Source organism: Arthrobacter sp. Marseille-P9274 (genome assembly GCF_946892675.1).
In the GTDB taxonomy this organism is placed as follows: Bacteria; Actinomycetota; Actinomycetes; order Actinomycetales; family Micrococcaceae; genus Crystallibacter.
Map to the genome: position 1 here is coordinate 618,289 of NZ_CAMPOV010000002.1, position 23,212 is coordinate 641,500.

The window sequence follows — 23,212 nt, forward strand, 5'->3', positions numbered from 1 at the left end:
CGCAGCACAACGGGCGCCGCCGGAATGGAAAGGACAAGCATCATGTTGAATTTTGGACCCGAGCTGCACGCCTGGCTCGACTCCGACCGGCAGTTGGCGGTGGCCACGGTGGTTGCCGCCACCGGCTCCGTGCCGCGGCCGGTGGGCACGTCCATGCTGGTCGCGTCCGACGGCGCGGTACTCGGCTCGCTGTCCGGCGGCTGCGTTGAGGGCGCGGTGGTCGAGTCCGCGCTGGACGCCCTCGCCACCGCACTGCCGCGCCGCGAGTACTTCGGCTTCAGCCGCGAGGACGCCTTCGCGGCCGGCCTCACCTGCGGCGGCGAGCTGGAGGTGCATATCGCTCCGGCAGGCGGGAACAGGTACGACGGCGGCCTGCCCCTTGCGCTGCTGTCCCGCCTTGCGTCCCTCGGGCCGCAGGAACCGGTGGCCCTGGTGCGCCGCATCGACGAAGGCGGCTGCGGGGCGCTGCTGGTTCCCGACCCGCAGCAGTTTCACGCCGCCGACTGGCTGCCCGAACTGCGCCGCCTGGCCGGTTCCGGTGCGGCCGCCCGGTCTGCGGCGGCACAGCTCTCCGTCCTGCTGCCCTCCGGCGGAAGCGGAGTGCTGCGCCTTCCCTCCGGCGTCGACGACTGCACCGGTGAACCGCCGGCGCTGCTGGTCGAAACCCGGCTGCCCGCGCCGAGGCTGCTCGTCTTCGGTGCCAGCGATTTCGGTGCGGCGCTGCTGCCGCAGGCCAAGCTGCTCGGCTACCACGTGACGCTGTGCGACGCCCGGCCCGCCTTCGCCCGCCAGCCGCGCTTCGCCGCAGCAGACGAGGTGGCCGTCGACTGGCCGCACCGCTACCTGGCAACGGAGGCAGCCGCGGGCCGAGTCGACAGCCGCACGGTGATCTGCATCCTCACACACGATCCGAAGTTCGACCTCCCGCTGCTGCGCACGGCGCTGGACCTCGAGCTGGCTTATCTGGGCGCCATGGGCTCCCAGCGCAGCCACCGCCAGCGCGTGCGGGACCTGCTGGCCGAAGGCGTCCGCCGGGAGGACCTCGAGCGGCTGCATTCGCCGATCGGCCTCGACCTGCAGGCAGCCACCCCCGCCGAGGTCGGGGTCTCGATCATCGCCCAGGTCATCGCGTCCCGGAACAGCGCCGCCACCGGCCAGCCGCTGTCAGTGCGGAGCGGACCGATCCACACTCCCGCGGCCGGTGCGGCTGCGAACAGCAGCCGGACACCCGCCGTCGTACTTTCCCTCCCGGCCGGCGAAAAGCTGGCCCTCACCCGTGCATAGGAGGCACCCATGGATATGAACACCATCGAAGCCGTGCTGCCGACCGCGGACCCCGCACACTGGCAGCCCGGCGATGCCTGGCTGGGCGGCGGCACTGTGCTGTTCTCGTACGGCAGCACCACGCTGCGCCGGCTCCTCGACCTCGGACAGGCCGGCTGGGAGCCTGTGACCGTCTTCGGCGACGGCATCGCGCTCGCCGCCACCTGCACCATCGCTACCCTGTACCAGGTGCCGGACTCCCCCGGCCTCGCCGCGCTGTGGCCCGCGCTGGACCTTGTGCGGCCATGCTGCGATGCGTTCGTCGCGTCCTTCAAGATCTGGAACATGTCCACGGTGGGCGGAAACATCTGCACCTCACTGCCGGCCGGGCCGATGACCTCGCTCTGCTCCGCGCTGGATGGAGTGGCCACCATCCTCTCCCGGGATGGCGGCAGCCGGACCCTGCCCGTGGCCGAACTGGTCACCGGGGATGCCACCAATGCGCTGGCGCCCGGCGAGCTGCTGCGCAGCGTCCACCTGCCGGCCCACGCGCTGTCCGCCCGGACCGCGTTCCGCCGCCTATCGCTGAGCAACCTGGGCCGCTCCGGCGTCCTGCTCATCGGCCGCCAGGACCTGGACGGGGTGTTCGTGCTGACCGTGACCGCGGCAACCAAGCGCCCGGTCCAGCTGCGCTTTCCCGCCGCCCGCCTGCCCGGGCCGCGGCAGCTGCAGGACGCCCTGGACGTGGCCATCGAACCCGGGCTCTACCACGACGACATCCACGGCCTGCCCGAGTGGCGCCGCGACATGACCCACCGGCTGGCGGAAGAAATCCGCGCCGAACTGCTGGCTGAGCCGGCGGAAAGGAGCGCCTGACATGGCGATCGAGATCAACGGCGAACCGTACGCCAACACACCCCGGCCCGGCCAGTGCCTGCGCACCTTCCTGCGCGCGGAGGGCATGCTCGGCGTAAAAAAGGGGTGCGACGGCGGTGACTGCGGTGCGTGCACCGTGCATGTCGACGGCGAACCCGTGCACAGCTGCATCTACCCCGCCGTGCGCGCCGAGGGCCGGTCCGTCACGACGATCGAGGGCTTGGCCGGCGAGGACGGGCTGCACCCGATGCAGCAGCAATTCCTCGACGCCCAGGGCTTCCAGTGCGGGTTCTGCTCCGCAGGGATGATCATGACCGCGGCGACGTTCAGCGAGGAGCAGAAGCAGAATCTGCCGCGCAACCTGAAGGGCAACCTCTGCCGCTGCACCGGCTACCGGGCCATCGAGGACGCCGTCCTGGGCCGCGACGGCGGCAGCTGCTCCCATCCGGCGGACGGGGACTGCGCGCTGGATGCCCCGGCAGGAGCCGGGACTGCGGAAGGCGCCGGGCGAGCCAAAGCACCCCGCGCCGTCGGTGCGGACACCCCCGCCCCCGCCGGCCCCGCCGTCGTTACCGGCACCGCGCGTTACACTCTGGACGTCCCGGCGGAGCAGCTGCTCGCGCTGCTGCACCTTAAGCTGGCCCGCTCGCCGCACGCGCACGCCCGGATCCGTGGCATCAGGACCGAGGCGGCACTGGCGGTGCCCGGCGTCGTCGCCGTCTTCACACACGAGGACGCACCCGTGCAGCCGTTCTCCACCGCCCAGCACGAACTGTATGCGGACGACCCGGACGACACCCGCGTGCTGGACGACGTGGTCCGGTTCAAGGGGCAGCGGGTCGCCGCCGTCGTCGCCGATTCCGTCGCCGCTGCCGAGGCCGGAGTGCGCGCGCTCGAGGTGGACTATGAGCTGCTGCCCGCGGTCTTCGATCCGGCCGCCGCGCTGGCGCCGGGTGCGCCGCTGCTGCATGCGGACAAGCCGGCGGAGTCGCGCATCGCCGTGCCCGAGCGCAACATCGTGGCCGAAGTGCACACCGAGATCGGCGATATCTCCGCAGCCTTGGCCGCCGCGGACGCGGTCCACGAGGAAACCTACCGGACCCACCGCGTGCAGCACGTGGCGCTGGAGACGCACGCGGCCATCGCGTGGACCGGACCGGACGGCTCACTGGCGGTGCGTTCCTCCACCCAGGTGCCGTTCCTGGTCCGCCGCACGCTCGCGCGGATCTTCGCCCTGGACGAGGACCGGGTCCGGGTCACCGCCGGACGGGTCGGCGGCGGATTCGGCGGGAAGCAGGAGGTTCTGACCGAGGACATTGTGGCCCTGGCCGCGCTGAGGCTGGGCCGGCCGGTGCAGCTGGAACTGACCCGCAGCGAGCAGTTCACCGCCACCACCACACGGCATCCGTTCAGCATCGCCGTGCGCGCCGCCGCCCGGAAGGACGGCACGCTCACCGCGCTGGCGGTCGACGTCACCACGGATACCGGGGCATATGGCAACCACGCGCCGGGCGTGATGTTCCACGGTTGCAGCGAATCCATCGCGGTCTACCGGTGCGCCGCGAAGAAAGTGGACGCCCGCGCCGTCTACACCAACACCGTGCCGGCCGGCGCCTTCCGCGGCTATGGCCTGAGCCAGATGATCTTCGCCGTCGAGTCCGCGCTGGACGAACTCGCCCGCACCCTGGGGCTGGACCCGCTGGAGTTCAAACGCCGCAATATGGTCTCCGAGGGCGACGAATTGCTCTCGCTGCACGCGGAGCCGGAAGAGGATGTCATCTGCGGCAGCTACGGGCTGGACCAGTGCGTTGATTTGGTCCGCAGCGCGCTGGACCGCGGCCGCGAGCGCGGAGCCGGCGGGCAGGACCTCGGCGCGGAGTGGCTCGTTGGCGAGGGCACCGCGCTGTCCATGATCGCCACGGTCCCTCCGCGCGGCCACTTCGCGCACAGCGTCATCCGGCTGGAGGCGGACGGCTACCTGCTGGACGTCGGCACCGCCGAGTTTGGCAACGGCACCACCACCGTGCACGCACAGCTGGCCGCCGAGGCCTTGGGCGTGGCGCCGTCGGTCGTGCGGATCCGGCAGTCGGACACCGCCCTGACCGAGCACGACACCGGCGCGTTCGGCTCCACCGGCACTGTCGTCGCCGGTAGGGCGACCCTCGCCGCGGCACAGGAGCTCGCCGCCCGGCTGCGCACACTCGCCGCCGAGCTGACCGGCAGGCCGGCGCGGCACTGCGTCCCGGGCCCCGAGGGCGTGGACTGCGGGGACCGGGTTCTCGGTTTCGCGGAGCTGGCCGCGGCCGCCACGCGGCAGGGCGGACCGCTGCAAACCGAGGGCCGCTGGGGCGGAACGCCTCGCTCGATTGCGTTCAACGTCCAGGGTTTCCGGGTCGCCGTGCACTCCGGCACCGGGGAACTCGCGATCCTGCAGAGCGTGCAGGCGGCCGACGCCGGCGTCGTCGTCAACCCCCGCCAGTGCCGTGGCCAGATCGAAGGCGGCATCGCCCAGGCCCTCGGCGCCGCGCTCTACGAAGAGGTGAGGATTGACGACGGCGGCGCCGTCACCACAGACATCCTGCGGCAGTACCACATCCCTACCTTCGCGGACGTCCCGCGCAGCGAGGTCTACTTCGCCAGGACCTCGGACACCCTGGGCCCGCTCGGCGCGAAGTCGATGAGCGAAAGCCCGTACAACCCGGTCGCTCCCGCGCTAGCCAATGCCCTGCGGGACGCTACCGGCCTCCGCTTCACCTCGCTGCCGCTCGCCCGCGACCGCATCTACCTGGCCCTCAAAGCCGCCGGCCGAGTCCCTGCCGACACCGCCGGCCAGGTGTCGGCGTCGAAGGCAGCGGCGGGCATGGCGGGATAGCGCACGCTCCACGCAGTGCCCGGCCAGCCTACGCTTCTGCGAGGAGCTGGCAGGCTGCTGCCGAGTGGTCGGCGATCAGGCCGTCGAGGTCGAGCCCTTCGACGCGGCCGTCAATGACGCGCCAGCGACCGCCGACCATGACGCGGTCGGCCCGGTCGGCGCCGCAGAGCAGCAGCGCCGAGAGCGGGTCGTGGCTGCCGGAGAACCGGAGGCCGTCCAGTGTGAAGAACGCGAGGTCGGCCTGCTTCCCCACTGCGATCTCGCCGATGTCGGTGCGGCCCAGGGCCAGGGCAGAGCCCTTGGTGGCCCAGCCGAGAGCCCGCTCCGGGGTCGCCAGCTCCGCCCCGTAGCGCAGCCGTTGCAGGTACAGGGCCTGCTTGGCCTCGAGGATCATGTTCGAGCCGTCGTTCGAGGCGGATCCGTCCACGCCGATCCCGACGTGCACGCCGGCGTCCTCCAGCTCCACCGCGCGGCAGATCCCGGAGGCCAGCCGCATGTTGGAGCTGGGGCAGTGTGCCACGCCGATGCCGGCGGCACCGAGCCTCGCCACTTCATCATCGTTGAAATGGATGCCATGCCCCAGCCAGGTCCGCGGCCCCAGCCATCCGACGTTCTCGAGGTAGTCGACCGTCCGCAGGCCGAACCGTTCCAGGCAGAACTGCTCCTCATCGATGGTCTCCGCCAGGTGCGTGTGCAGCCGGACGTCATGCGACTCGGCCAGGGCAGCGCTGTCCTTCATGATCTCCGGGGTCACCGAGAACGGCGAGCACGGCGCCAGCGCGATCTGGATCTGCGCACCCGGCCCGCGCTCGTGGTAGCGGCCGATCAACCGTTCGCTGTCCTCGAGGATCACCTCCGGCGACTGGACCACCCGCTGCGGCGGCAGACCGCCGTCGTCCTCGCCCAAAGTCATGCTGCCCCTGGTGAGCATGGCCCGCATGCCCAACTCCCGGACCACCTCCACCTGCACGTCCACCGAATCCTCCATCCCGGCGGGGAAGAGGTAGTGGTGATCGGCGGCCGTGGTGCAGCCGGAGAGCAGCAGCTCGGCCAGCGCGGCCTTGGTGGCGAGCCGGAGGGCCTCGGGGGTCAGCCGGGCCCAGACGGGATAGAGGTTGACCAGCCAGGGGAACAACGGTACGTTGACCACCGGCCGCCAGGCCCGCGTGAGGGTTTGGTAGAAGTGGTGGTGCGTGTTGACCAGGCCCGGCAGCACCACATGGGCGCCGGCATCGAATACCGAGCCCCAGCAGGTCTGCGGCTCCCGGCCTGCGGGCACGAGCTCCGCGATGGTGCCGCCTTCAACGACGAAACCGCCGGCAGCGTCCTCCGTGTTTGCGGTGAAGACGGCCAGCGGGTTGCGGATCCAGATTCGTTCGGCCATGGGTCTCTCCTCATCAGTTGCAGTATCGAAGCCGAGCATCCAAGGGACGACGGCGGTGCCGCCAGCTCAGTTACGTCCTGTCTGCTGATCCAGGAGACCATCAACAATGGCCGGCCCGGGCGGTGGAAGCCCGGGGGCCGGGCCGGCTCCGCGGTGGAGCCGGCCCGGCCTGAGGTACGTTGTCAGTTGTCCTTTCCGGCCGGGCGGATACCGGCGTCGGGTTCGTCCGAAACCTCTTCCTCGCAGATCCGGCGGATGTCCTCGGGGCAGGTCACCTCGCCCCGGTCCAGCTTCTCCTTGACCACCTGGTACTGCTGGGCGGTCACGACCGGAATCTCGGTTCCGTCCGCGGCGATCAGCTTGCCGCCCTGGTAGTAGTCGCCTTCCTCGAGCGCGTGCAGCTCCTCGACGCGCACCATCCGCGGGGGGCTGGCCACCAGCGTGGACTGCTTCTCCGAATTGCCGGCCTTCAGCTGGTTGAAGAGCAGGTTCAGCAGCACGGCCATGATTGCCGCGGAGCTGATGCCGGAGTGGAAGATAATGCCGAACCAGGTGGGGAACTGGTCGTAGAACTCGGGCTTGACCACGGGGATCATGCCGAAGGCCAGCGACACGGCCACAATGACCATGTTCATGTTGTCCTTGTAGTCCACCTTGGACAGCGTGCGGATGCCGCTGGCGGCCACCGTGCCGAAGAGCACGATGCCGGCGCCGCCCAGGACGGGAGTCGGCACGGCGGCGACGACGCGGCCGAGCACCGGCAGCAGCCCGAGCACCAACATGATGGCGCCGCCTGCGGTGACGACAAAGCGGCTCTTCACGCCGGTGATCGCCACCAGGCCCACGTTCTGCGCAAAGGCGGTCTGGGTGAAGGAGTTGAACACCGGCGCGAGGGCGCTGGAGAGCATGTCCGCGCGGAGCCCGTCGGCGATACGCCGGGAGTCCACCTTGGTCTTGGCGATCTCGCCCACGGCGAGGATGTCCGCCGTCGTTTCCGTCATGGTCACGAGGATAACGATGGTCATCGAGATGATGGCGGCCACGTCGAAGACCGGCCAGCCGAAGGCGAACGGCTGCGGGATGGCGAAGATGGCCCCGTTGCCCACGTTGGAGAAGTCGGCCATCCCCAGCAGTGCCGCGATGACGGTGCCGGCGACGATGGCCAGCAGGATGGACAGCCGGGAGATGGCGGCGTTGCCGAGTTTGCTCAGCAGCAGGACCAGTGCCAGTGTCAGGGCTGCCAGCCCGATGTTGGGCAGGCTGCCATAGTTCTCGGCCTGTGCGTTGCCCCCCATGGCCCAGTTGGCCGCCACAGGCATCAGGGTCAGGCCGATCGTGGTGATGATGACGCCCGTGACGACCGGCGGGAAGAACCGGATGACCTTGGCGAAGAACGGGGCGATCACCAGGCCGATCACGGAGGCCACCAGGACGGATCCGAAGACCATCTGGATTCCGCCGCCGCCGCTGAGGATCGCGGTCATCGTGGCGACGCCGGCGAAGGAGACGCCTTGGACCAGCGGAAGCTGCGAGCCGAAGAACTTCACTCCATAGCTCTGCAGGATGGTGGCCGCGCCGCCCACGAAAAGGCAGCTGGCGATCAGAAGTGCGATTTCGTCCTGGGATAGTCCGGCTGCGTTCCCCACGATCAGCGGGACCGCAATGATGCCGCCGTACATTGTGAGGACGTGCTGGAGACCGTACGTGAAGGACCTGCCCACCGGCAGGCGTTCGTCCTCAGGTCTTTGTGCGGTTAAAGTCTTGGTTGTGGCTTTTGCTGCATTCACAGCTGACCTCCTTGTCGGCTGGGGAGGTCGGGGCGCGCCCACCGCGTCCCGACCTCCGGCATGTGGCTAGCAGAATCCGGCGATGTTCGCCCAGATCGGGTGGTCAGCGCGCGAGCCCTCGCGCTGGATGGTGGCTTCGATCAGTCCGTAGGGACGGTCGGCGGCGAAGAACACCTCGTTGGGGTTGTCCTGTCCGAAGGGCTGCAGGTCCACCAGGAAGTGGTGCTTGTTCGGCAGGGACATCTTGATTTCGTCGATTTCCGGGTGCGCCTCGATGACGGCCCTGCCCATTTCGAACATGGTCTGCTGCAGGGCCAGCGAGTGGGTCTCGGCGAAGGCCTTCAGCAGCAGCCCGCGGACGTTCGCGTAGACGGCGTCGAAGTCCACATCGACCGTGTTGTAGCGCCAGCGGGCGCTGACATCCGTGGCGAGGATGCGGTCGGTGGTTTCCTGCAGGGTGGTGTACTTGTCCCGCGGGAAGCCGTGGAACTCCGAACCGGTGGACTTCAGGACCGTCAGGCCCTCGATCCCGGCGACGATGGACTGCTCTTCGCCCGAGATCTCGAGTACGGCCGTGCGCACCTCGCTCTTGTTGCGGGAGAAGGCGTGGTCGTGGTCGTTGATGCGGTCCCAGAAGAACTGCTGCGCCGCCCAGCGCCCGCCGGTCACCCAGTCGAAGCCCTCGGTGAAGTGCCTGCCCAGCCGGAGCAGGAACTCCTCGGTGGTGGCGAAGCCATCGCGGGCGAAGGCGTAGACTGTGTTCTTCTGCGTGTCGGTGGCGACCACGTGCGCGTTGTCGCCGGCAGTGTGGGCGGCCTCGAAGTCGCCGCGCAGCTGCGAGGTGACGTTAAGGTCCTGGATCTCGTGCCGGGTGGTGTCGCGCGTGACCTTGACGAGGCGGACTTCGGCCTTGCCGTACTGGTTCTGTCCAAGGACGACCTTGGTGCCGGTTGAGGTTTCTGCGGTGGCAGTCATGGCTAACTCCCTCGGTAGGTTGAGAATGCAAACGGGCTGATGAGAAGTGGTACGTGGTAGTGCTCTGCCGGTTCCTTCACCTCGAAGGCCAGCTCCACGAACGGGAAGAAGGTTTCCGTTCCCTTCTGCCCGAAGTAGGGCCCGGTTTCGAAGACGATCCGGTATATCCCTGCTTCGACCGCCTCGGGACCCAAGTTCTTGATACGGCCGTCATTGTCCGTACGGGCCGAGGCGATTTCTTGCCAGCCGGTTGCCGATTTGGCTTCCAGAGTGGCCTTGACACCGGAGGCAGGCCTCCCGGTCCCGGTGTCGAGAATGTGGGTAGTGACATGGCTGACGCTCATGCTTCGATGACTCCTTCAAGTCGGAGGATGGCGATTTCGCGGAGCTGCTGGGCCACGACGGCGATTTCTTCGTCGGGCGAGTTGTGCAGGCGCTTCTGCAGCTGCTCGAGGATGTCTTCGGCGCTGCGGCCGGCGGCCCGGATCAGGAAGACCCGGTCGAATTTTTCCTCGTAGGCGCGGTTTCCCGCGTCGAGCGCGGCCTGGACTTCGGCGGAACGTACGACGCCGGACTGCTCGTTCCGCGACATCCCCGCCTCCGCGCTGTTTCCGGCGGCGCGCTCCCCGATCCGGGGATGGTGCGCCAGCGCGGCGTCGATCTCTGCGGTGGTCCAGGGTGCGGCGGCCCGGCCCGCGAAATCGATCAACTCGCCGCGGTTGGCGAAGGGCCGGAGGGCGACGATCTCCTCTACCCAGCGGTCGATATCCACGCAGGGCCGGAGGACGGCTGCCGCTTCGGCGGCCGGTGAGTCATTAAAGGAGGAAAAATCCATGGCGGGTGTCAGCTTTCAGTAAGGCTTCTCGATACAGCGCTGAACACCCTTGACCATCGATTTGCAATCGACTTGATTCGATGTTTTTGTATCGCGGAATTTTTATTTCGAAAATAGTGTAAGCCCGCTCACACGAACCCTGTCAAGGGTATCGGCAACGATCTTTTTGCAACAGAGTCCCGGGCCGAAAACTCTTGACCAGCCAGGCCGGGACATCCTAGTCTTTCGTATAGCAATAACAAAGTTCCACGATACGAAACAAGGAGCAGGCCATGACCCAGATCAACCAAGCGCCGCCGTCACACTCCCCCGCATATGAAGCGGGAGGTTCCGACCCCGACTTCTACCTGCCGCCCGTCAGGACCGACAGTGCCGGCCTCCTCGCGAAGATTCTGCGCAACATCCCAGGGCTGTCCGCACTGCTGCGCGGCTCGCGCTAAATAGGCAGAGCCCAGCTTCCGTCAGGCCGGCCAAGGTGCCACTGTTTTCCACCCGAACTTGCACTCAAATTGCTAAGTATGCTTACCGTCATGGCAAGCCATTAAGACGCAACCATGCGGTTTCATCATTGAACCGAACGTTCTTGGGTTCGTTTTTTCCGTGATCGCAGTCGTACTGCTGATCGGTGTCGCCGAGGGCTTCGCCGGCCGCCGCAGCCTCCGCCGCTAGCCTCAGGCCTGGGCGTCCTGGCCCCGCCCGCAGGTCGAAATGGAGCCTCTTCTTGCTGGCCTTGCCTTCCGGCACCGGAACGACATCGATGGACGGCCAGGCCCCGTCGGGCGGCCCGATCGTGATGAAGCCGCTCTCCTGTTCCAGGACCCGCCAATCGAGGACCTTGCACCAGAAGTCCGCCACTTTAGGCGGATTGACGTCACCGATAACGATGACAGCTAAGCGGCTCGCCATGGCAACCACCGTGGGGGAGCATCACAGCTACCGGATAGGCAAACCGGCCAAGGGCCGGCAGCACGTTTACGATCCTGCCCCCTCGCTCCGGCCGGCCGAATGTGGCCCCTCCTTTCGGGGAGGGGCCACATTCGTTCCGCGGCCGCATCGGGACTACGCGTCGCCGCCTGCGGTCCCGGAGGTGCCAGCGCTGACGTCGTCCAGACGGTAGCGGCGGAAGGCCTCGACGGCAGCGTTGGCGGGAACTTTGCCTTCCTCGGCCAGCAGCTGCAGGGTCCGGACAACAATAGAGTGGCTGTCGATGTTGAAGAACCGGCGGGCGGCGGCGCGGGTATCTGAGAAGCCGAAGCCATCGGCGCCGAGCGTGGCGAAGCGGTGCGGCAGAAACTGCCGGACCTGGTCTGGGACCTGCGCCATGTAATCGGATACAGCGACAACGGGGCCTTCGGCATTCTCGAGCTGCCGGGCGATGAACGGCTTGCGGGCGTCGGCGCCGGGATTCAGGAAGGCTTCCCGCTCCGCGGCGAGGCCGTCGCGGCGCAGTTCGGTCCAGCTGGTCACGGACCAGACATCGGCGGAGACGTTCCACTCCTCGGCGAGGATCTGCTGGGCCTCGAGCGCCCACGGGACAGCAACGCCTGAGGCCAGCAGCTGGGTCTTCGTGCTTGCGGCTCCGCCTTCCTTGAGCCGGTAGATGCCGCCCAGGACGCCGTCGACGTCGAGGTCCTGCGGCTCAGCCGGCTGGACGATGGGCTCGTTGTAGACGGTCAGGTAGTACATGACATTCGGGTCCGGGTGGTTCCCGCCGTACATGCGCTCCAGGCCGGCCTTCATGATGTGCCCGATCTCATAGCCATAGGCCGGGTCGTAGGTGACGACGGCCGGGTTGGTCGCTGCGAGGACCGGGGAATGTCCGTCGGCGTGCTGGAGGCCCTCGCCGGTCAGGGTGGTCCGGCCGGCGGTTGCACCGATGACGAAACCGCGCGTCATCTGGTCCGCGGCGGCCCAGAAGGAATCGCCGGTCCGCTGGAAGCCGAACATCGAGTAGAACACGTAGATCGGGACCAGAGGCTCGCCGTGCGTGGCGTAGGACGTGCCGGCTGCGGTGAACGCCGCGACGGCGCCGGCCTCGTTGATTCCGGGATGGATCAGCTGTCCGGCGGGCGACTCCTTGTAGGCGAGCACCAGGTCGCGGTCCACCGAGAGGTAGTTCTGCCCGGAGGGATTATAGATCTTCGCCGTCGGGAAGAAAGCGTCCATGCCGAAGGTGCGCGATTCGTCCGGCACGATCGGGACCACCCGGTTGCCGAATTCCTTGTCCCGCATCAGGTCCTTCAGCAGCCGGACGAAGGCCATCGTCGTGGCGGCCTGCTGCTTGCCGGAGCCCCGCTCGGCGACTTCGTAGGCCTTGGCCTCGGGCAGCTTCACGGCGGCGTGGCCGCTGCGCCGGGCCGGGACGGAGCCGCCGAGTGCCCGGCGGCGCTGCAGCAGGTACTTGATCTCCGGCGCGTCCCGGCCGGGGTGGTAGTACGGCGGGCGGTACGGGTCCGACTCAAGGACCTCGTCACTGATCGGAATCCGCAGGTGGTCGCGGAACTGCTTAAGGTCCTCGAGCGTGAGCTTCTTCATCTGGTGGGTCGCGTTGCGGCCCTCGAAGCGGCTCCCGAGGCCGTATCCCTTCACGGTCTTCACCAGGACAACCGTCGGCTTGCCCTTATGGTCCATGGCCGCCTTGTAGGCCGCGTATACCTTCCGGTAGTCGTGGCCTCCGCGCTTGAGGTTCCAGATCTGCTCGTCGGTCAGGTCCGCGACCATTTCCTTGGTCTGCGGGGTCTTGCCGAAGAAGTGCTCCCTGACGAATCCGCCGGACTCGGCCTTGTAGGTCTGGTAGTCACCGTCCGGCGTCGTATTCATCAAGTCGACGAGGTGGCCCTCGTGGTCCTTGTCCAGCAGACCGTCCCACTCCCGGCCCCAGACCACCTTGATGACGTTCCAGCCGGCACCGCGGAAGAACGCTTCCAGTTCCTGCATGATCTTGCCGTTGCCGCGGACCGGGCCGTCGAGGCGCTGCAGGTTGCAGTTCACCACGAAGGTCAGGTTGTCCAGCTTCTCCTGCGCCGCGAGCTGCAGCAGCCCGCGGGATTCGGGCTCGTCCATTTCGCCGTCGCCAAGGAAGGCCCACACGTGCTGGTCCGAAGTGTCCTTGATGCCGCGGTTCTGCAGGTACCGGTTGGACTGCGCCTGGTAGATCGCGTTCATCGGGCCGATGCCCATCGAGACCGTCGGGTACTCCCAGAATTCCGGCATCAGGCGGGGATGCGGGTAGGACGAGAGCGCGTGCCCGGCCTTGGACTTTTCCTGCCGGAAGCCGTCAAGGTCCTCTTCGCCGAGGCGCCCTTCGAGGAAGGCCCGGGCGTACATGCCGGGGGAGGCATGGCCCTGGAAGAAGACCTGGTCTCCGCCGCCGGGATGGTCCTTGCCACGGAAGAAATGGTTGAAGCCGACTTCGTACAGGGTCGCGGCCCCGGCGAAGGTGGAGATGTGTCCGCCGACTCCGATCTCGGGATGCTGAGCCCGGTGGACCATGACGGCGGCGTTCCAGCGCATCCAGGCCCGGTAGCGGCGCTCGGTCTCTTCGTCGCCCGGGTACTGCGGCTCCACGTCGGACGCGATCGTGTTGATGTAATCGGTCGTCATGCCCAGCGGAACATCCACCCGGCGGGAACCAGCGCGCTCGAGCAGCGAACGCATGATGAAGCCGGCGCGGGCCGTTCCGCGGGCATCGATCAGCTGGTCCAGGGATTCGGACCATTCGGCCGTCTCTTCCGGGTCATGGTCTCCGAAGCCGCCGGCCGGGAGGTTCGCAGCGGTGAAATCGTCGATGGCGGTCATGTGCAACCTCTTCCTTGAGGGGCAGAGTTCTCCTGCCGCTCTTGCAGCATAGTTTCATATCGCGGAATCTTTATTCCGAAAATATAGGCTACAGTGAACACAGGCGACCGGCCGTCTGTCAAAGCCTGCCGCCTCTTCACCCGCCGACCACTGGAATGAGGACCACATGGATCGGGATCCCTCGGCACCCCGGATGCGCACCGCCGTCGTCACCGGAGCCGGCTCCGGCATTGGCCGGGCCGTGGCACGGCAACTGCTGGACGCCGGATTGGCCGTGGCGCTGGCCGGGCGACGCGTGGAGGCTCTCCACGAAACCGCGTCGGGACATGGGGAGGCGCTCGTGGTTCCCGCGGACATCACCGATGCCGGGCAGGTGGAGGCGCTTTTCGGCCGCGTGCGCGAGGCCTGGGGCAGGCTCGACGTGCTGTTCAACAACGCCGGCTCCTTCGGCCCGGCCGCCGCGGTGGACGAGATCGACTTGGCGGACTGGAACGCGACGATCGCGGTCAACCTCACCGGAGCGATGCTCTGCGCGGCCGAAGCGTTCCGGGTCATGAAGGGCCAGCAGCCCCAGGGCGGGCGGATCATCAACAACGGCTCGATCTCCGCTCATGTGCCGCGCCCCCGCTCGGTGGCCTACGCCGCCACTAAACATGCGCTCACCGGGCTGACCAAGTCGATCGAACTCGACGGCCGGCCCTACGGAATCAGCTGCGGCCAGATCGACATCGGCAATACCGCCACGGCCATCGTGGCGCACACCGGAGCCGACACCGGAGCGCTGCAGCCCGATGGAAGCCGTCGGCCTGAGCCCACCTTCGATGTGGAGGAGGCCGCGCGCGCTGTCGTCCTCATGGCCACGATGCCGGCCCAGGCCACCATCAACCAGCTCACGATCACCGCCGCCGGCATGCCCTACATCGGGCGCGGCTGAGGAGGAACCATGCGCCAAGCCAAGATCATCGCCACCTTCGGTCCGGCCCTGGCCGGCTACGAACGCACGCTTGCCGCGCTCGAGGCGGGCACCGACGTCGTACGCCTGAACATGAGCCACGGCGAGCACTCGGTGCACGAGGAAACCTACCGCAACGTCCGCCGGGCTGCCGCCACCCTGGACCGGCCCGTAGGCATCTTCGCGGACCTGCAGGGACCGAAAATCAGGCTGGGGCGCTTCGCGAGCGGGCCGCACGAGCTTGGGGCCGGGGACCGCTTCACCGTCACGACGGCGGACGTTCAGGGCACCCGCGAGCGGGTCTCAACCACATACCCCGGCCTGCCCGGCGACGTGCGGCCCGGTGACACGCTGCTGATCGACGATGGCAAAGTGACGCTCCGCGCGGTGGACGTCGACGCACAGAACGTGGTCACCGAAGTCGTGGTCGGCGGACACGTCTCCAACAACAAGGGCATTAACCTCCCCGGCGTCGCCGTGAACGTGCCCGCCCTGAGCGCCAAGGACGAGGCAGACCTGCGCTGGGCGCTGCGCACCGGTGTAGACATGGTGGCGTTGTCCTTCGTGCGCAGCGCCGAGGATATCAGCCGCGTGCACGACATCATGGATGAGGAAGGACGGCTGACTCCGGTCATCGCCAAGATCGAGAAGCCGCAAGCCGTCGACGCGCTGGAGGAAATCATCGACGCCTTCGACGCCATCATGGTGGCCCGCGGCGATCTGGGTGTGGAGCTGCCGCTGGAGGATGTGCCAGTGGTGCAGAAGCGGGCCATCGAGCTGGCCCGCCGCGCCGCGAAGCCTGTCATCGTTGCGACGCAGGTTCTTGAGTCCATGATCGAGAACCCGCGGCCGACCCGCGCGGAGGCCTCGGACTGCGCGAACGCCGTCCTCGACGGCGCCGACGCGGCCATGCTTTCCGGCGAAACCAGCGTCGGCCGCTACCCCATCGACGCCATACGGACCATGGCCCGCATCATCGAATCCACCGAAGAGCATGGACTGGAACGCATCCAGCCCCTCGGCAGCACACCAAAGACCCGCGGCGGCGTGATCACCCGCTCCGCCGTTGCCATGGCGGCCCAGCTGGATGCGCGGTGCATCTGCGTACTCACCCAATCAGGCGACTCGGCGCGGCGTCTGGCGCGGCTGCGTCCGCCCAAGCCGCTCTACGCCTTCACTCCCCTGCCGGCCTCCGTCAACGAGCTCACCCTGGCCTGGGGAATCCGGCCGCAGCTTGTGGACTTCGTATCCCACACCGACCAACTGGCGGCGCAGGTGGATCGAATCCTGTGCGAGCGGGGACTGGCGGGAATGGGCGACCTGGCCGTCATCGCGGCGGGCTCTCCCCTGGGCAAAGCCGGGACCATCAATTCGCTGCGCCTGCACCGCATCGGGGACCTGGACGCCTAGGATGACGTCGGCGCCTTCGCGGTTATTCAGCCGCGTCTTCGGGAGGCGCCTCTTCCAAATAGCGTTCCCCATGGCCGGCGTCGCGGACCGTGAAGTTCTCTTCCACATACTCGATGGCCGCCGCGTCGGTCTCGCCGGGAGGAGTGACCGGGTCATCCAGGACGCTGCGGTCCGCGTCGCCGTACACCTGCGCCAGGCCCTTGGCATCCGGCGTGACCTCGCCCGGCTCCAGCACCTCCTGGTCCCGGGTGATGCGGCCTTCGCTGTCTGCGTTTTCTTTACGTTCCTGGCTCACGGCTCTTCCTTTGCTCATGCGACGTCTTCAGCAGCTCCAGCTAATCACCTGGGTGTCATGAGCAACAGGGCTTGGCCGGGTTACGCTCGGCCGCGTATCAGGACAGGCGCCGGAATTCGCCCGGCCTGAGTTCGACATATATCGGCAGCACCAGCTGCAGGTGGGCGACGCCGACAGGCTCGTCGAGCAACTCGTTAATCGAGGTCTGCCCTTCGAGCTCACCGGTCTGGTCCCTGTCCATGAATCGACCTTATGCGCGTCTGGACGAGCCGCCCGCTTAGACACGAACCTCAGGCTCTATCCAGCCTGAAGAGGCGCCGAGCGAGGCACCGTCACGGGGCCTGGCGGCGGACCAGGCGCGTAGCCGTCTTGGCAAGCATCAGGACCAGCAGCAGGATGCCGACATAGCCGTTGATCACATAAACGATGTTGACCATCTGGGAGAACGGGAGGACCAGGCCGATCACCGTCCCGACGGCGGCCAGGCCAATGGTCAGGTACTTGAAGCGGGGCGTCTTATCGGCAAAGAAGCGGGACGATACGGTCCACAGCAGCGGGACCGCCGTTGTGTAGATGCCGGCGAGGATCATCACCGAGATGCCGGAGGCGAGCAGCACGTTCACGTCGGAGGCGAGGACGAGCATCGGAATCTCCGTGTTGCCGACGCGCGTGATGTTGGCCAGCAGGCCCAAGCCGACGATGATGCAGGCCACCGAGAAGGCGATCGCACCGACCAGGGCGCCGGAGGCAGCTTCCTTCCGGCTGCGCGCCGTCTTGCCAAGCGCGGTGAGGAAGGCGGCCAGCCACAGCATGCAGAAGCCAACATAGGACAGGCCGGCCATGAACCAGTTCGTCGACGCCTGGGTCAACGCCAACTCCGGCAGCAGGGCGTTGCCCTCGGCGATCCCGCCCGGATTGCGGACGATCCCCAGTACGCCGAGGGCGATCGCAATCACGACGATCAGGGGGCCGATCTTGCCGATCACGTCGACCAGGCTCTTCAGCCCGAACCACACACTGATGCCGACGGCCACGGCCAGCCCGACACCGCCGATGTACTTCGACAGGCCGTAATGCTCCTCGAAGACGGCGCCGGCACCGGCGACCATCACCGTGAAACTCAGGAAAACGAAGAGGACCGAGAAGAAGTCGAAGAACGTTCCGAGATGCTTGCCGCAGTAGTAGTGGAAGATCATCGACGGCCGGTCGAATTTCTTGGCTTGGCCGACGGTGAAGAACTCGACCGCGACGTAGGTCATGAGCACCAGGACCAGAAGTCCGGTACCGAAGACGCCCCAGTACCCGTACGAGGTGAAGTACTGCAGAATCTCCTGGCCGGTGGCGAATCCCGAACCTATCAGGAACGCAACGATTGCCCCGGCGTAGGTGAGAACCCGCAATACGCTTGTCTTCTCGAGGGTATGCAAGTGCGCTCTGGTCTGCGACGACGTCTGGGCCATATCTTCCTTCGTCAGATTGATATATCAGTCGTATAGAAAAATATGGCAAGAGGTGTGATCCAGTCAACACTTGAGTCATAACGATTTATCAATCGCAGTTGCCGGACCATGGCAGGGGGATGGATTCAAGGCCGGCATGACGAAGGACCGTGGCCTCTGCGACAGGATTTGCCAAAGAATTGCTAAGTCTGCTTATGGTTGGGGAAAGCCATAAGGAGGCAAATATGATCGGTTTCATCATTGCTGGACTCATCATCGGGGCGCTGGCGCGCTTGGTTAAGCCCGGGAGGCAGAACCTGGGGCTCCTGGCCACCCTGCTGCTGGGCCTGGCCGGGTCGGTCATCGGCGGCGTCATCGCCAACCTGCTCGGGACGGGCGACATCTTCGAGCTGAACGTCGTTGGATTCGTCGTCGCCGTTATCGCGGCCGTGCTCCTGATCGGCGTGGCCGAAGGACTATCGGGCCGGCGCAGCGTCCGCCGCTAGCGCACCCTCAGGCATGACCGGTCTTGTCCCGGAGCGCTGCGAGGCCTCCGGGGCAGGACCAAGCTTTCCTCTCCAACGTGACGATCGGCCCAGCGGGCTGATCCGCGCCGCAACTCTGTAGTATGCAGAGTCACGGCAAAACCATCCAATGGGAGATCGAAATGCCTGCACCAGCCCTCGACGTCGAGGCCCTCCTTCGGCGCTACGACACGCCCGCCGCCTGCGCCGCCGAGCTGCTCTGCGACGCACACGATCCGGATGCCATCGCGTTCACCATCATCGGAGCCGACCTCTCCAGCGAGGACATCACGTACGGACAGCTGCGCGAACGTTCCGAACAGGGAGCGGCGGCGCTGGCAGAGCTGGGTATCGGCCGCGGTGATTGTGTAGCGACGCTGATGGGCAAGTCCGCTGACCTCGTCGTGATGCTCCTGGCCATCTGGCGCCGCGGCGCCATCCACGTTCCTCTCTTCACCGCCTTTGCCTGGCCCGCCATCGAGCTGCGCCTCGTGTCATCAGGCACCAAAGTCATTATTTGCGATGCGAATCAGCGTCAGAAGATCGAGGAGACAACCGCTACGGTCCTGGTGGCCGGCGGCCAGGCCACGACACCCGACCTGGCCCTGGCGCAGCTGCTGGACGCGCAGCAGCCCGGCATCCCTGCGGAAGCAGTCGGCGGCGACGGCACGCTGGTCATCATCTTCACGTCGGGGACCACGGGAACACCCAAGGGTGTTCCCGTTCCGCTTCGCGCGCTGGCCGCGTTCCGGCAATACGTCGAGCTCGGCCTCGATGTCCAGGAAGACGATGTGTTCTGGAACGCCGCCGACCCGGGCTGGGCCTACGGACTCTACTACGGCATCCTCGGCCCGCTGGCTGCGGGACGGCGCAGCCTGCTGCTGCAGGCGGGCTACTCTCCGGAGTTGAGCTTCGCCGTCCTTGAGCGGTTCCGGGTCACGAACTTCGCCGCGGCCCCGACCATTTACCGGACCATGCGGTCCAAGGCCGCAGGCGCGCCGAAAGACCTCAGCCTGCGCCGGGCCTCCTCGGCGGGGGAACCGCTGACTCCGGAAGTCATCTCCTGGTCCGAGCAAACCTTCGGCGTTCCGGTCAGGGACCACTACGGGCAAACGGAACACGGCATGATGATCATCAACGCCTGGCACGACGACATCCGGAAGGAGCTGCGACCGGGCTCCATGGGACACCCCCTGCCCGGGTGGACCTGCGCCATCCTGAAGGACTCTTCGGATGAACCGGCGGCTCCGGAGGAAATGGGCAGGGTCGCGGTCGATGCCACGGCGAGCCCGCTGATGTGGTTCACGGGCTATAAGGACGCCCCGGAGAAGACGGCCGAGCGCTTCTCCGCGGATGGCCGCTGGTACATCACGGGGGACGCGGGCAAGGTCGACGAGGACGGATACTTCTTCTTCTCGTCCAGGGACGACGACGTCATCATCATGGCCGGATACCGCATCGGGCCCTTCGACGTCGAAAGCGTCCTGTCGATGCATCCGGCAGTCCAGGAAAGCGCCGTCATCGGCGCCCCCGACGAACTCCGCGGCGAAGTCCTGGAAGCGTACGTCGTCCTCGCCGAGGGGACCACCGGCGGCGACGCACTCGCCGCCGAGCTTCAGAACCTGGTCAAGACCCAGCTGGCCGCCCACGCGTACCCCCGGAAGGTCCACTTCGTCGAAGTCCTCCCCAAGACACCGTCAGGAAAGCTCCAACGGTATGTCCTGCGGCAACGCCGCGCAGCCCAACCGGAATAGCTGCGCCCGCCCCTACTTCGAGGAGTCGGGGTGCTTGTCGCCGATGTGGCCTGGTGCCGTGGCGGCCAGCACGCGCTGCACGAAGGCGCAGTACTCGTCCATGTAGTGGCGCAGGAACTCGCGGGTACCCTCTTTTTTCACCTCGCCGTCCTCGCCGAACACTTCCGGGTCGAACTTGACGTAGGCCTCGGGCGCGTTGAGCTGCGGGGCGTCGAGGAAGCTGAGCACGCTGCGCATGGAGGACTGCATCACGGCCGTGCCGATGCCGCCCGGAGATGCGCCGATGATCCCGGTGGGCTTGCGCGCGAAGGAGTTGGTGCCCCACGGCCGGGAGCCCCAGTCGATGGCGTTCTTCAGGGCGCCGGGGACGGACCGGTTGTATTCGGGCGAGACGAAGAGGATGCCGTCGGACGCCTCGATGGATTCCTTGAGGGCGCGGGCCGGGGCCGGGAAGTCGGCATCGTAATCCGGGCTGTAGAGCGGCAGGTCCTTGATCGGGATCTCGGTGAACTCGAGTTCGTCCGACGCCAGCTTGATCAGCGCCTTGGAAAGGGTGCGGTTGATGGAGTTGGAGGCGAGGCTCCCGACGAAGTATCCAATCTTGTGTGCCACGTTCGGTACTCCCTTCAAACGGCCGGAGCTGATCCGGCCCTTACCCGGACGCCTTCCGGTCTAGCACGGCCCCAATCCTGCGGCTAGGGAAAAACCGGATCCGGACATTACCCGACCGCAGCCGGCTGCCCGCCCGGGGTGAGGGACGGCATATTCTCTTCGACATAGTCGAGTGCCAGCCGAAGGGCGCCGGTGGCGACGATGCCGTCGCCGAGCCGGGAAACTTCGACGCGCGGGGGCCGCTCGGTGAGCGACGGGAGCTCCCGGTTGATCGTGGGCAGCAGCGCCGCGGCCGAGTCTGCCACGGCTCCGGCGAGGACCACGAGTTCGGGATCGAGGAAGGTGCCGAGCACGGCGATGACCCGCGCGATCCTGCGGGCGATCTTGTCCAGGATCTCCAGCGCCACAGCATCCTGCCGGGCGGCGGCTTCGAAGACGTAGCGGGCCGAGACGCGCGTGGTGCCGGGCCCGACCAGCTCGCGGATCAGCGTCGGCCGGTCCTCCTCCAGCGCCTGGGTGCCCCAGTGCCGGGCGAGCCGGGCGATGCCGTCCTGGCTTCCAACGCCCTCGACCAGCTGCAGCGATCCCACGTCCCCGGCGCCGCCATTGCTGCCGTGCAGCAGGCGCCCGGACTCGATCAGCCCGGTGCCGAGCCGCTCGCCGGCCAGCATGACGGCCAGGTCCTGGGTCCCCTGGCCGATGCCGCGCCACCTTTCGGCCAGTGCCGCCAGGTTCGCGTCGTTCTCCAGCAGCACGGGCCAGGCGCGGTCGCGCCACACCTCGGTCTGCAACCCCAGGTCGAACATCGACGACAGGTGGTGGCCGCCCGCGATGTTGCCATGCCGGTCCACGACGGTAGCGACTCCGATCCCCACGGCGAGCACCGCCGTCGTTGGCAGTCCGGCGTCCTGGAGCACCCGGTCGACAGTCCCGGTGATGGTCTCCAGGCGCGCGCTGGACGTGGCCTCCGCGGCCCGTCCGGGGATCCGCTGCGCGGCGCGGCCGAGCACCGTGCCTTTCAGGTCCGCCACGTGGGCGGTGACCGTCGCGACGCCGAGGTCGAGGCCGAGCACGCAGCCTGCCTCGCCGTTGAATTCGAAGCGGCGCGCCGGCCGGCCCTTCTGGACTCCCCCGTTCCGCTCGGAGACGAGCTCGCGGACCCAGCCCCGCCGGACCAGGTCGTCGCACACGGCGATCACGGTGGCGCGGGTGAGCCCGGTGCGGTCGATCAGGTCGGTTCCCGTACAGGTTCCGCCGTTCCTCATCACGTCGAGGACGGCCTTGAGGTTGGTCCTGCGCAGGACCTGGGGCGTGCTGGCGCTGCTGCTCACAAAGTACCTCTTGACGTTAGCGGGTCCGACTCCGAATAATAATAAAGGAACATAAATTTAGACACTAAATAAAAGGAGTTCCCATGGCTACCCGAGTTGGCATCAACGGATTCGGCCGCATCGGCCGCAACTACTTCCGCGCCCTGCTCCAGCAGGAGGCGGAGCTTGAGGTCGTCGCCGTCAATGACCTGACGAATCCGGAGACGCTGGCCCACCTGCTCAAGTACGACTCGGTTACGGGCCGCCTCAGCGTCGACGTCGAGGTGCGCGGCTCGGATCTCGTGGTTGACGGCAAGACCATCAAGGTCCTGGCGGAGCGGGACCCGGGAAACCTGCCGTGGAAGGAACTCGGCGTGGACATCGTCATCGAGTCCACCGGCTTCTTCACCAATGCCGCCGACGCCGAGAAGCACCTGGTGGCCGGCGCCCGCAAGGTCCTGATTTCCGCCCCGGCCAAGGGTGAGGACCTCACCGTGGTCATGGGGGCCAATGACGCGGAGTACGACGACGCCAAGCACAACATCGTCTCCAATGCCTCCTGCACCACGAACTGCCTGGCCCCGCTGGCCAAGGTGCTGAATGACAAATTCGGCATCGAACGCGGCCTGATGACCACCATCCACGCCTACACCGCGGACCAGAACCTGCAGGACGGGCCGCACGGCGACCTGCGCCGCGCCCGCGCCGCCGCCGTGAACGTCGTGCCCACGTCGACCGGTGCGGCCAAGGCCATCGGCCTGGTCCTCCCCGAACTCAAGGGCAAGCTGGACGGCTTCGCCATGCGCGTCCCCGTGCCGACCGGCTCCGCCACGGACCTGACTGTGACCGTGGGCCGCGATGTCACTGCGGAGGAGGTCAACGCCGCCTACCGCGAGGCCGCCGCCGACCCCAAGTGGGCGGGCATCCTCACCTACTCCGACGAGCCGCTGGTTTCCTCCGATATCGTTACGGACCCGGCCTCGTGCATCTTCGACTCCGGCCTGACGAAGACGATCGGCAACCAGGTCAAGATCGTCGGCTGGTACGACAACGAGTGGGGCTACTCGAACCGCTTGGTGGACCTGACCGAGCTGGTCGCCGCCAAGCTCGCCTGACCTGCCGCGGG

The 23,212-nt window shown here is 67.3% G+C and carries 21 protein-coding genes; 9 read left to right on the top strand and 12 right to left on the bottom strand.

Annotated features, from left to right (window positions below; genetic code table 11):
- Positions 1-42 precede the first annotated feature (42 nt).
- From OC550_RS16085 to OC550_RS16095, 3 genes are read left to right on the top strand one after another with little or no spacing between them, the layout of a single operon-like run.
- Complete coding sequence (locus OC550_RS16085; protein ID WP_262106922.1) at positions 43-1,284, top strand: XdhC family protein; 1,242 nt, start codon at positions 43-45, stop codon at positions 1,282-1,284.
- Between the two features lie 9 nt (positions 1,285-1,293).
- Complete coding sequence (locus OC550_RS16090; protein ID WP_262106923.1) at positions 1,294-2,139, top strand: FAD binding domain-containing protein; 846 nt, start codon at positions 1,294-1,296, stop codon at positions 2,137-2,139.
- Between the two features lies 1 nt (position 2,140).
- On the top strand, positions 2,141-5,011 hold the full coding sequence (locus tag OC550_RS16095) for a molybdopterin cofactor-binding domain-containing protein (protein WP_262106924.1): 2,871 nt from the start codon (positions 2,141-2,143) through the stop codon (positions 5,009-5,011).
- Between the two features lie 28 nt (positions 5,012-5,039).
- Here the strand turns inward: OC550_RS16095 and OC550_RS16100 are convergent, their stop codons facing one another.
- The 5 genes from OC550_RS16100 to uraD form a co-directional block, all read right to left on the bottom strand.
- The gene (locus tag OC550_RS16100; protein ID WP_262106925.1) at positions 5,040-6,395 is read right to left on the bottom strand and encodes an 8-oxoguanine deaminase; all 1,356 of its coding nucleotides are present in this window, start codon (positions 6,393-6,395) and stop codon (positions 5,040-5,042) included.
- A 182-nt stretch (positions 6,396-6,577) separates the two neighbouring features.
- Positions 6,578-8,182: a nucleobase:cation symporter-2 family protein gene (locus OC550_RS16105; protein WP_262106926.1), complete on the bottom strand. Its 1,605-nt coding sequence runs from the start codon at positions 8,180-8,182 to the stop codon at positions 6,578-6,580.
- Between the two features lie 66 nt (positions 8,183-8,248).
- Positions 8,249-9,157, bottom strand: a complete 909-nt coding sequence (gene pucL, locus OC550_RS16110) for a factor-independent urate hydroxylase (RefSeq protein ID WP_262106927.1) — start codon at positions 9,155-9,157, stop codon at positions 8,249-8,251.
- A 2-nt stretch (positions 9,158-9,159) separates the two neighbouring features.
- Positions 9,160-9,501, bottom strand: a complete 342-nt coding sequence (gene uraH, locus OC550_RS16115) for a hydroxyisourate hydrolase (protein ID WP_262106928.1) — start codon at positions 9,499-9,501, stop codon at positions 9,160-9,162.
- A complete protein-coding gene (uraD, locus tag OC550_RS16120) occupies positions 9,498-9,992 on the bottom strand; it encodes a 2-oxo-4-hydroxy-4-carboxy-5-ureidoimidazoline decarboxylase (RefSeq protein WP_262106929.1) in 495 nt (164 codons plus the stop codon). The genes uraH and uraD overlap by 4 nt, the downstream gene beginning before the upstream one ends.
- Positions 9,993-10,264: 272 nt before the next feature.
- On the opposite strand from uraD, the gene OC550_RS16125 reads away from it, so the two are divergent.
- On the top strand, positions 10,265-10,432 hold the full coding sequence (locus OC550_RS16125) for a hypothetical protein (RefSeq protein ID WP_262106930.1): 168 nt from the start codon (positions 10,265-10,267) through the stop codon (positions 10,430-10,432).
- A gap of 88 nt (positions 10,433-10,520) precedes the next feature.
- Here OC550_RS16125 and OC550_RS16130 read toward each other — a convergent pair whose 3' ends face one another.
- Complete coding sequence (locus OC550_RS16130; protein WP_262106931.1) at positions 10,521-10,898, bottom strand: VOC family protein; 378 nt, start codon at positions 10,896-10,898, stop codon at positions 10,521-10,523.
- A gap of 153 nt (positions 10,899-11,051) precedes the next feature.
- Positions 11,052-13,790, bottom strand: a complete 2,739-nt coding sequence (gene aceE / locus OC550_RS16135) for a pyruvate dehydrogenase (acetyl-transferring), homodimeric type (RefSeq protein ID WP_262106932.1) — start codon at positions 13,788-13,790, stop codon at positions 11,052-11,054.
- Positions 13,791-13,956: 166 nt separating this feature from the next.
- Between aceE and OC550_RS16140 the strand changes: the two genes are divergently transcribed.
- On the top strand, positions 13,957-14,724 hold the full coding sequence (locus tag OC550_RS16140) for an SDR family oxidoreductase (RefSeq protein ID WP_262106933.1): 768 nt from the start codon (positions 13,957-13,959) through the stop codon (positions 14,722-14,724).
- A gap of 9 nt (positions 14,725-14,733) precedes the next feature.
- Positions 14,734-16,152, top strand: coding sequence for a pyruvate kinase (gene pyk / locus OC550_RS16145; protein WP_262106934.1), 1,419 nt, complete (start codon positions 14,734-14,736; stop codon positions 16,150-16,152).
- 22 nt (positions 16,153-16,174) lie between these two features.
- Here pyk and OC550_RS16150 read toward each other — a convergent pair whose 3' ends face one another.
- The 3 genes from OC550_RS16150 to OC550_RS16160 form a co-directional block, all read right to left on the bottom strand.
- Complete coding sequence (locus OC550_RS16150; RefSeq protein ID WP_262106935.1) at positions 16,175-16,447, bottom strand: hypothetical protein; 273 nt, start codon at positions 16,445-16,447, stop codon at positions 16,175-16,177.
- A gap of 97 nt (positions 16,448-16,544) precedes the next feature.
- Entirely contained in the window at positions 16,545-16,688 is a 144-nt protein-coding gene (locus OC550_RS16155; RefSeq protein ID WP_262106936.1) for a hypothetical protein, read from the bottom strand.
- Between the two features lie 91 nt (positions 16,689-16,779).
- A complete protein-coding gene (locus OC550_RS16160) occupies positions 16,780-17,907 on the bottom strand; it encodes a hypothetical protein (RefSeq protein WP_262106937.1) in 1,128 nt (375 codons plus the stop codon).
- A gap of 224 nt (positions 17,908-18,131) precedes the next feature.
- Here OC550_RS16160 and OC550_RS16165 point away from each other — a divergent pair, with 224 nt between their 5' ends.
- Both OC550_RS16165 and OC550_RS16170 read left to right on the top strand, forming a co-directional pair.
- Positions 18,132-18,392 (top strand): GlsB/YeaQ/YmgE family stress response membrane protein, encoded by a 261-nt coding sequence (locus OC550_RS16165; protein WP_262106938.1) that lies wholly within the window; start codon positions 18,132-18,134, stop codon positions 18,390-18,392.
- A gap of 161 nt (positions 18,393-18,553) precedes the next feature.
- Positions 18,554-20,164 carry an AMP-binding protein gene (locus tag OC550_RS16170; protein ID WP_262106939.1) on the top strand — a complete coding sequence of 537 codons (1,611 nt, stop codon included), beginning with the start codon at positions 18,554-18,556 and terminating at the stop codon, positions 20,162-20,164.
- A gap of 12 nt (positions 20,165-20,176) precedes the next feature.
- On the opposite strand, the gene OC550_RS16175 is transcribed toward OC550_RS16170, so the two are convergent.
- Complete coding sequence (locus OC550_RS16175) at positions 20,177-20,776, bottom strand: NADPH-dependent FMN reductase (RefSeq protein WP_262106940.1); 600 nt, start codon at positions 20,774-20,776, stop codon at positions 20,177-20,179.
- 107 nt (positions 20,777-20,883) lie between these two features.
- On the bottom strand, positions 20,884-22,107 hold the full coding sequence (locus OC550_RS16180; protein ID WP_262106941.1) for an ROK family protein: 1,224 nt from the start codon (positions 22,105-22,107) through the stop codon (positions 20,884-20,886).
- A gap of 83 nt (positions 22,108-22,190) precedes the next feature.
- Here OC550_RS16180 and gap point away from each other — a divergent pair, with 83 nt between their 5' ends.
- Positions 22,191-23,201 (top strand): type I glyceraldehyde-3-phosphate dehydrogenase, encoded by a 1,011-nt coding sequence (gene gap, locus OC550_RS16185; RefSeq protein ID WP_262106942.1) that lies wholly within the window; start codon positions 22,191-22,193, stop codon positions 23,199-23,201.
- Positions 23,202-23,212 lie beyond the last annotated feature (11 nt).

Bases quoted from the DNA above. Each gene is read 5' to 3' on its own strand.
- OC550_RS16160 (WP_262106937.1), bottom strand. From the start codon at position 17,907: ATGGCCCAGACGTCGTCGCAGACCAGAGCGCACTTGCATACCCTCGAG.
- pyk (WP_262106934.1), top strand. From the start codon at position 14,734: ATGCGCCAAGCCAAGATCATCGCCACCTTCGGTCCGGCCCTGGCCGGC.
- OC550_RS16155 (WP_262106936.1), bottom strand. From the start codon at position 16,688: ATGGACAGGGACCAGACCGGTGAGCTCGAAGGGCAGACCTCGATTAAC.
- OC550_RS16090 (WP_262106923.1), top strand. From the start codon at position 1,294: ATGGATATGAACACCATCGAAGCCGTGCTGCCGACCGCGGACCCCGCA.
- OC550_RS16140 (WP_262106933.1), top strand. From the start codon at position 13,957: ATGGATCGGGATCCCTCGGCACCCCGGATGCGCACCGCCGTCGTCACC.
- gap (WP_262106942.1), top strand. From the start codon at position 22,191: ATGGCTACCCGAGTTGGCATCAACGGATTCGGCCGCATCGGCCGCAAC.
- OC550_RS16095 (WP_262106924.1), top strand. From the start codon at position 2,141: ATGGCGATCGAGATCAACGGCGAACCGTACGCCAACACACCCCGGCCC.
- aceE (WP_262106932.1), bottom strand. From the start codon at position 13,790: ATGACCGCCATCGACGATTTCACCGCTGCGAACCTCCCGGCCGGCGGC.
- OC550_RS16130 (WP_262106931.1), bottom strand. From the start codon at position 10,898: ATGGCGAGCCGCTTAGCTGTCATCGTTATCGGTGACGTCAATCCGCCT.
- OC550_RS16100 (WP_262106925.1), bottom strand. From the start codon at position 6,395: ATGGCCGAACGAATCTGGATCCGCAACCCGCTGGCCGTCTTCACCGCA.
- OC550_RS16170 (WP_262106939.1), top strand. From the start codon at position 18,554: ATGCCTGCACCAGCCCTCGACGTCGAGGCCCTCCTTCGGCGCTACGAC.
- pucL (WP_262106927.1), bottom strand. From the start codon at position 9,157: ATGACTGCCACCGCAGAAACCTCAACCGGCACCAAGGTCGTCCTTGGA.
- uraH (WP_262106928.1), bottom strand. From the start codon at position 9,501: ATGAGCGTCAGCCATGTCACTACCCACATTCTCGACACCGGGACCGGG.
- OC550_RS16085 (WP_262106922.1), top strand. From the start codon at position 43: ATGTTGAATTTTGGACCCGAGCTGCACGCCTGGCTCGACTCCGACCGG.
- uraD (WP_262106929.1), bottom strand. From the start codon at position 9,992: ATGGATTTTTCCTCCTTTAATGACTCACCGGCCGCCGAAGCGGCAGCC.
- OC550_RS16165 (WP_262106938.1), top strand. From the start codon at position 18,132: ATGATCGGTTTCATCATTGCTGGACTCATCATCGGGGCGCTGGCGCGC.
- OC550_RS16125 (WP_262106930.1), top strand. From the start codon at position 10,265: ATGACCCAGATCAACCAAGCGCCGCCGTCACACTCCCCCGCATATGAA.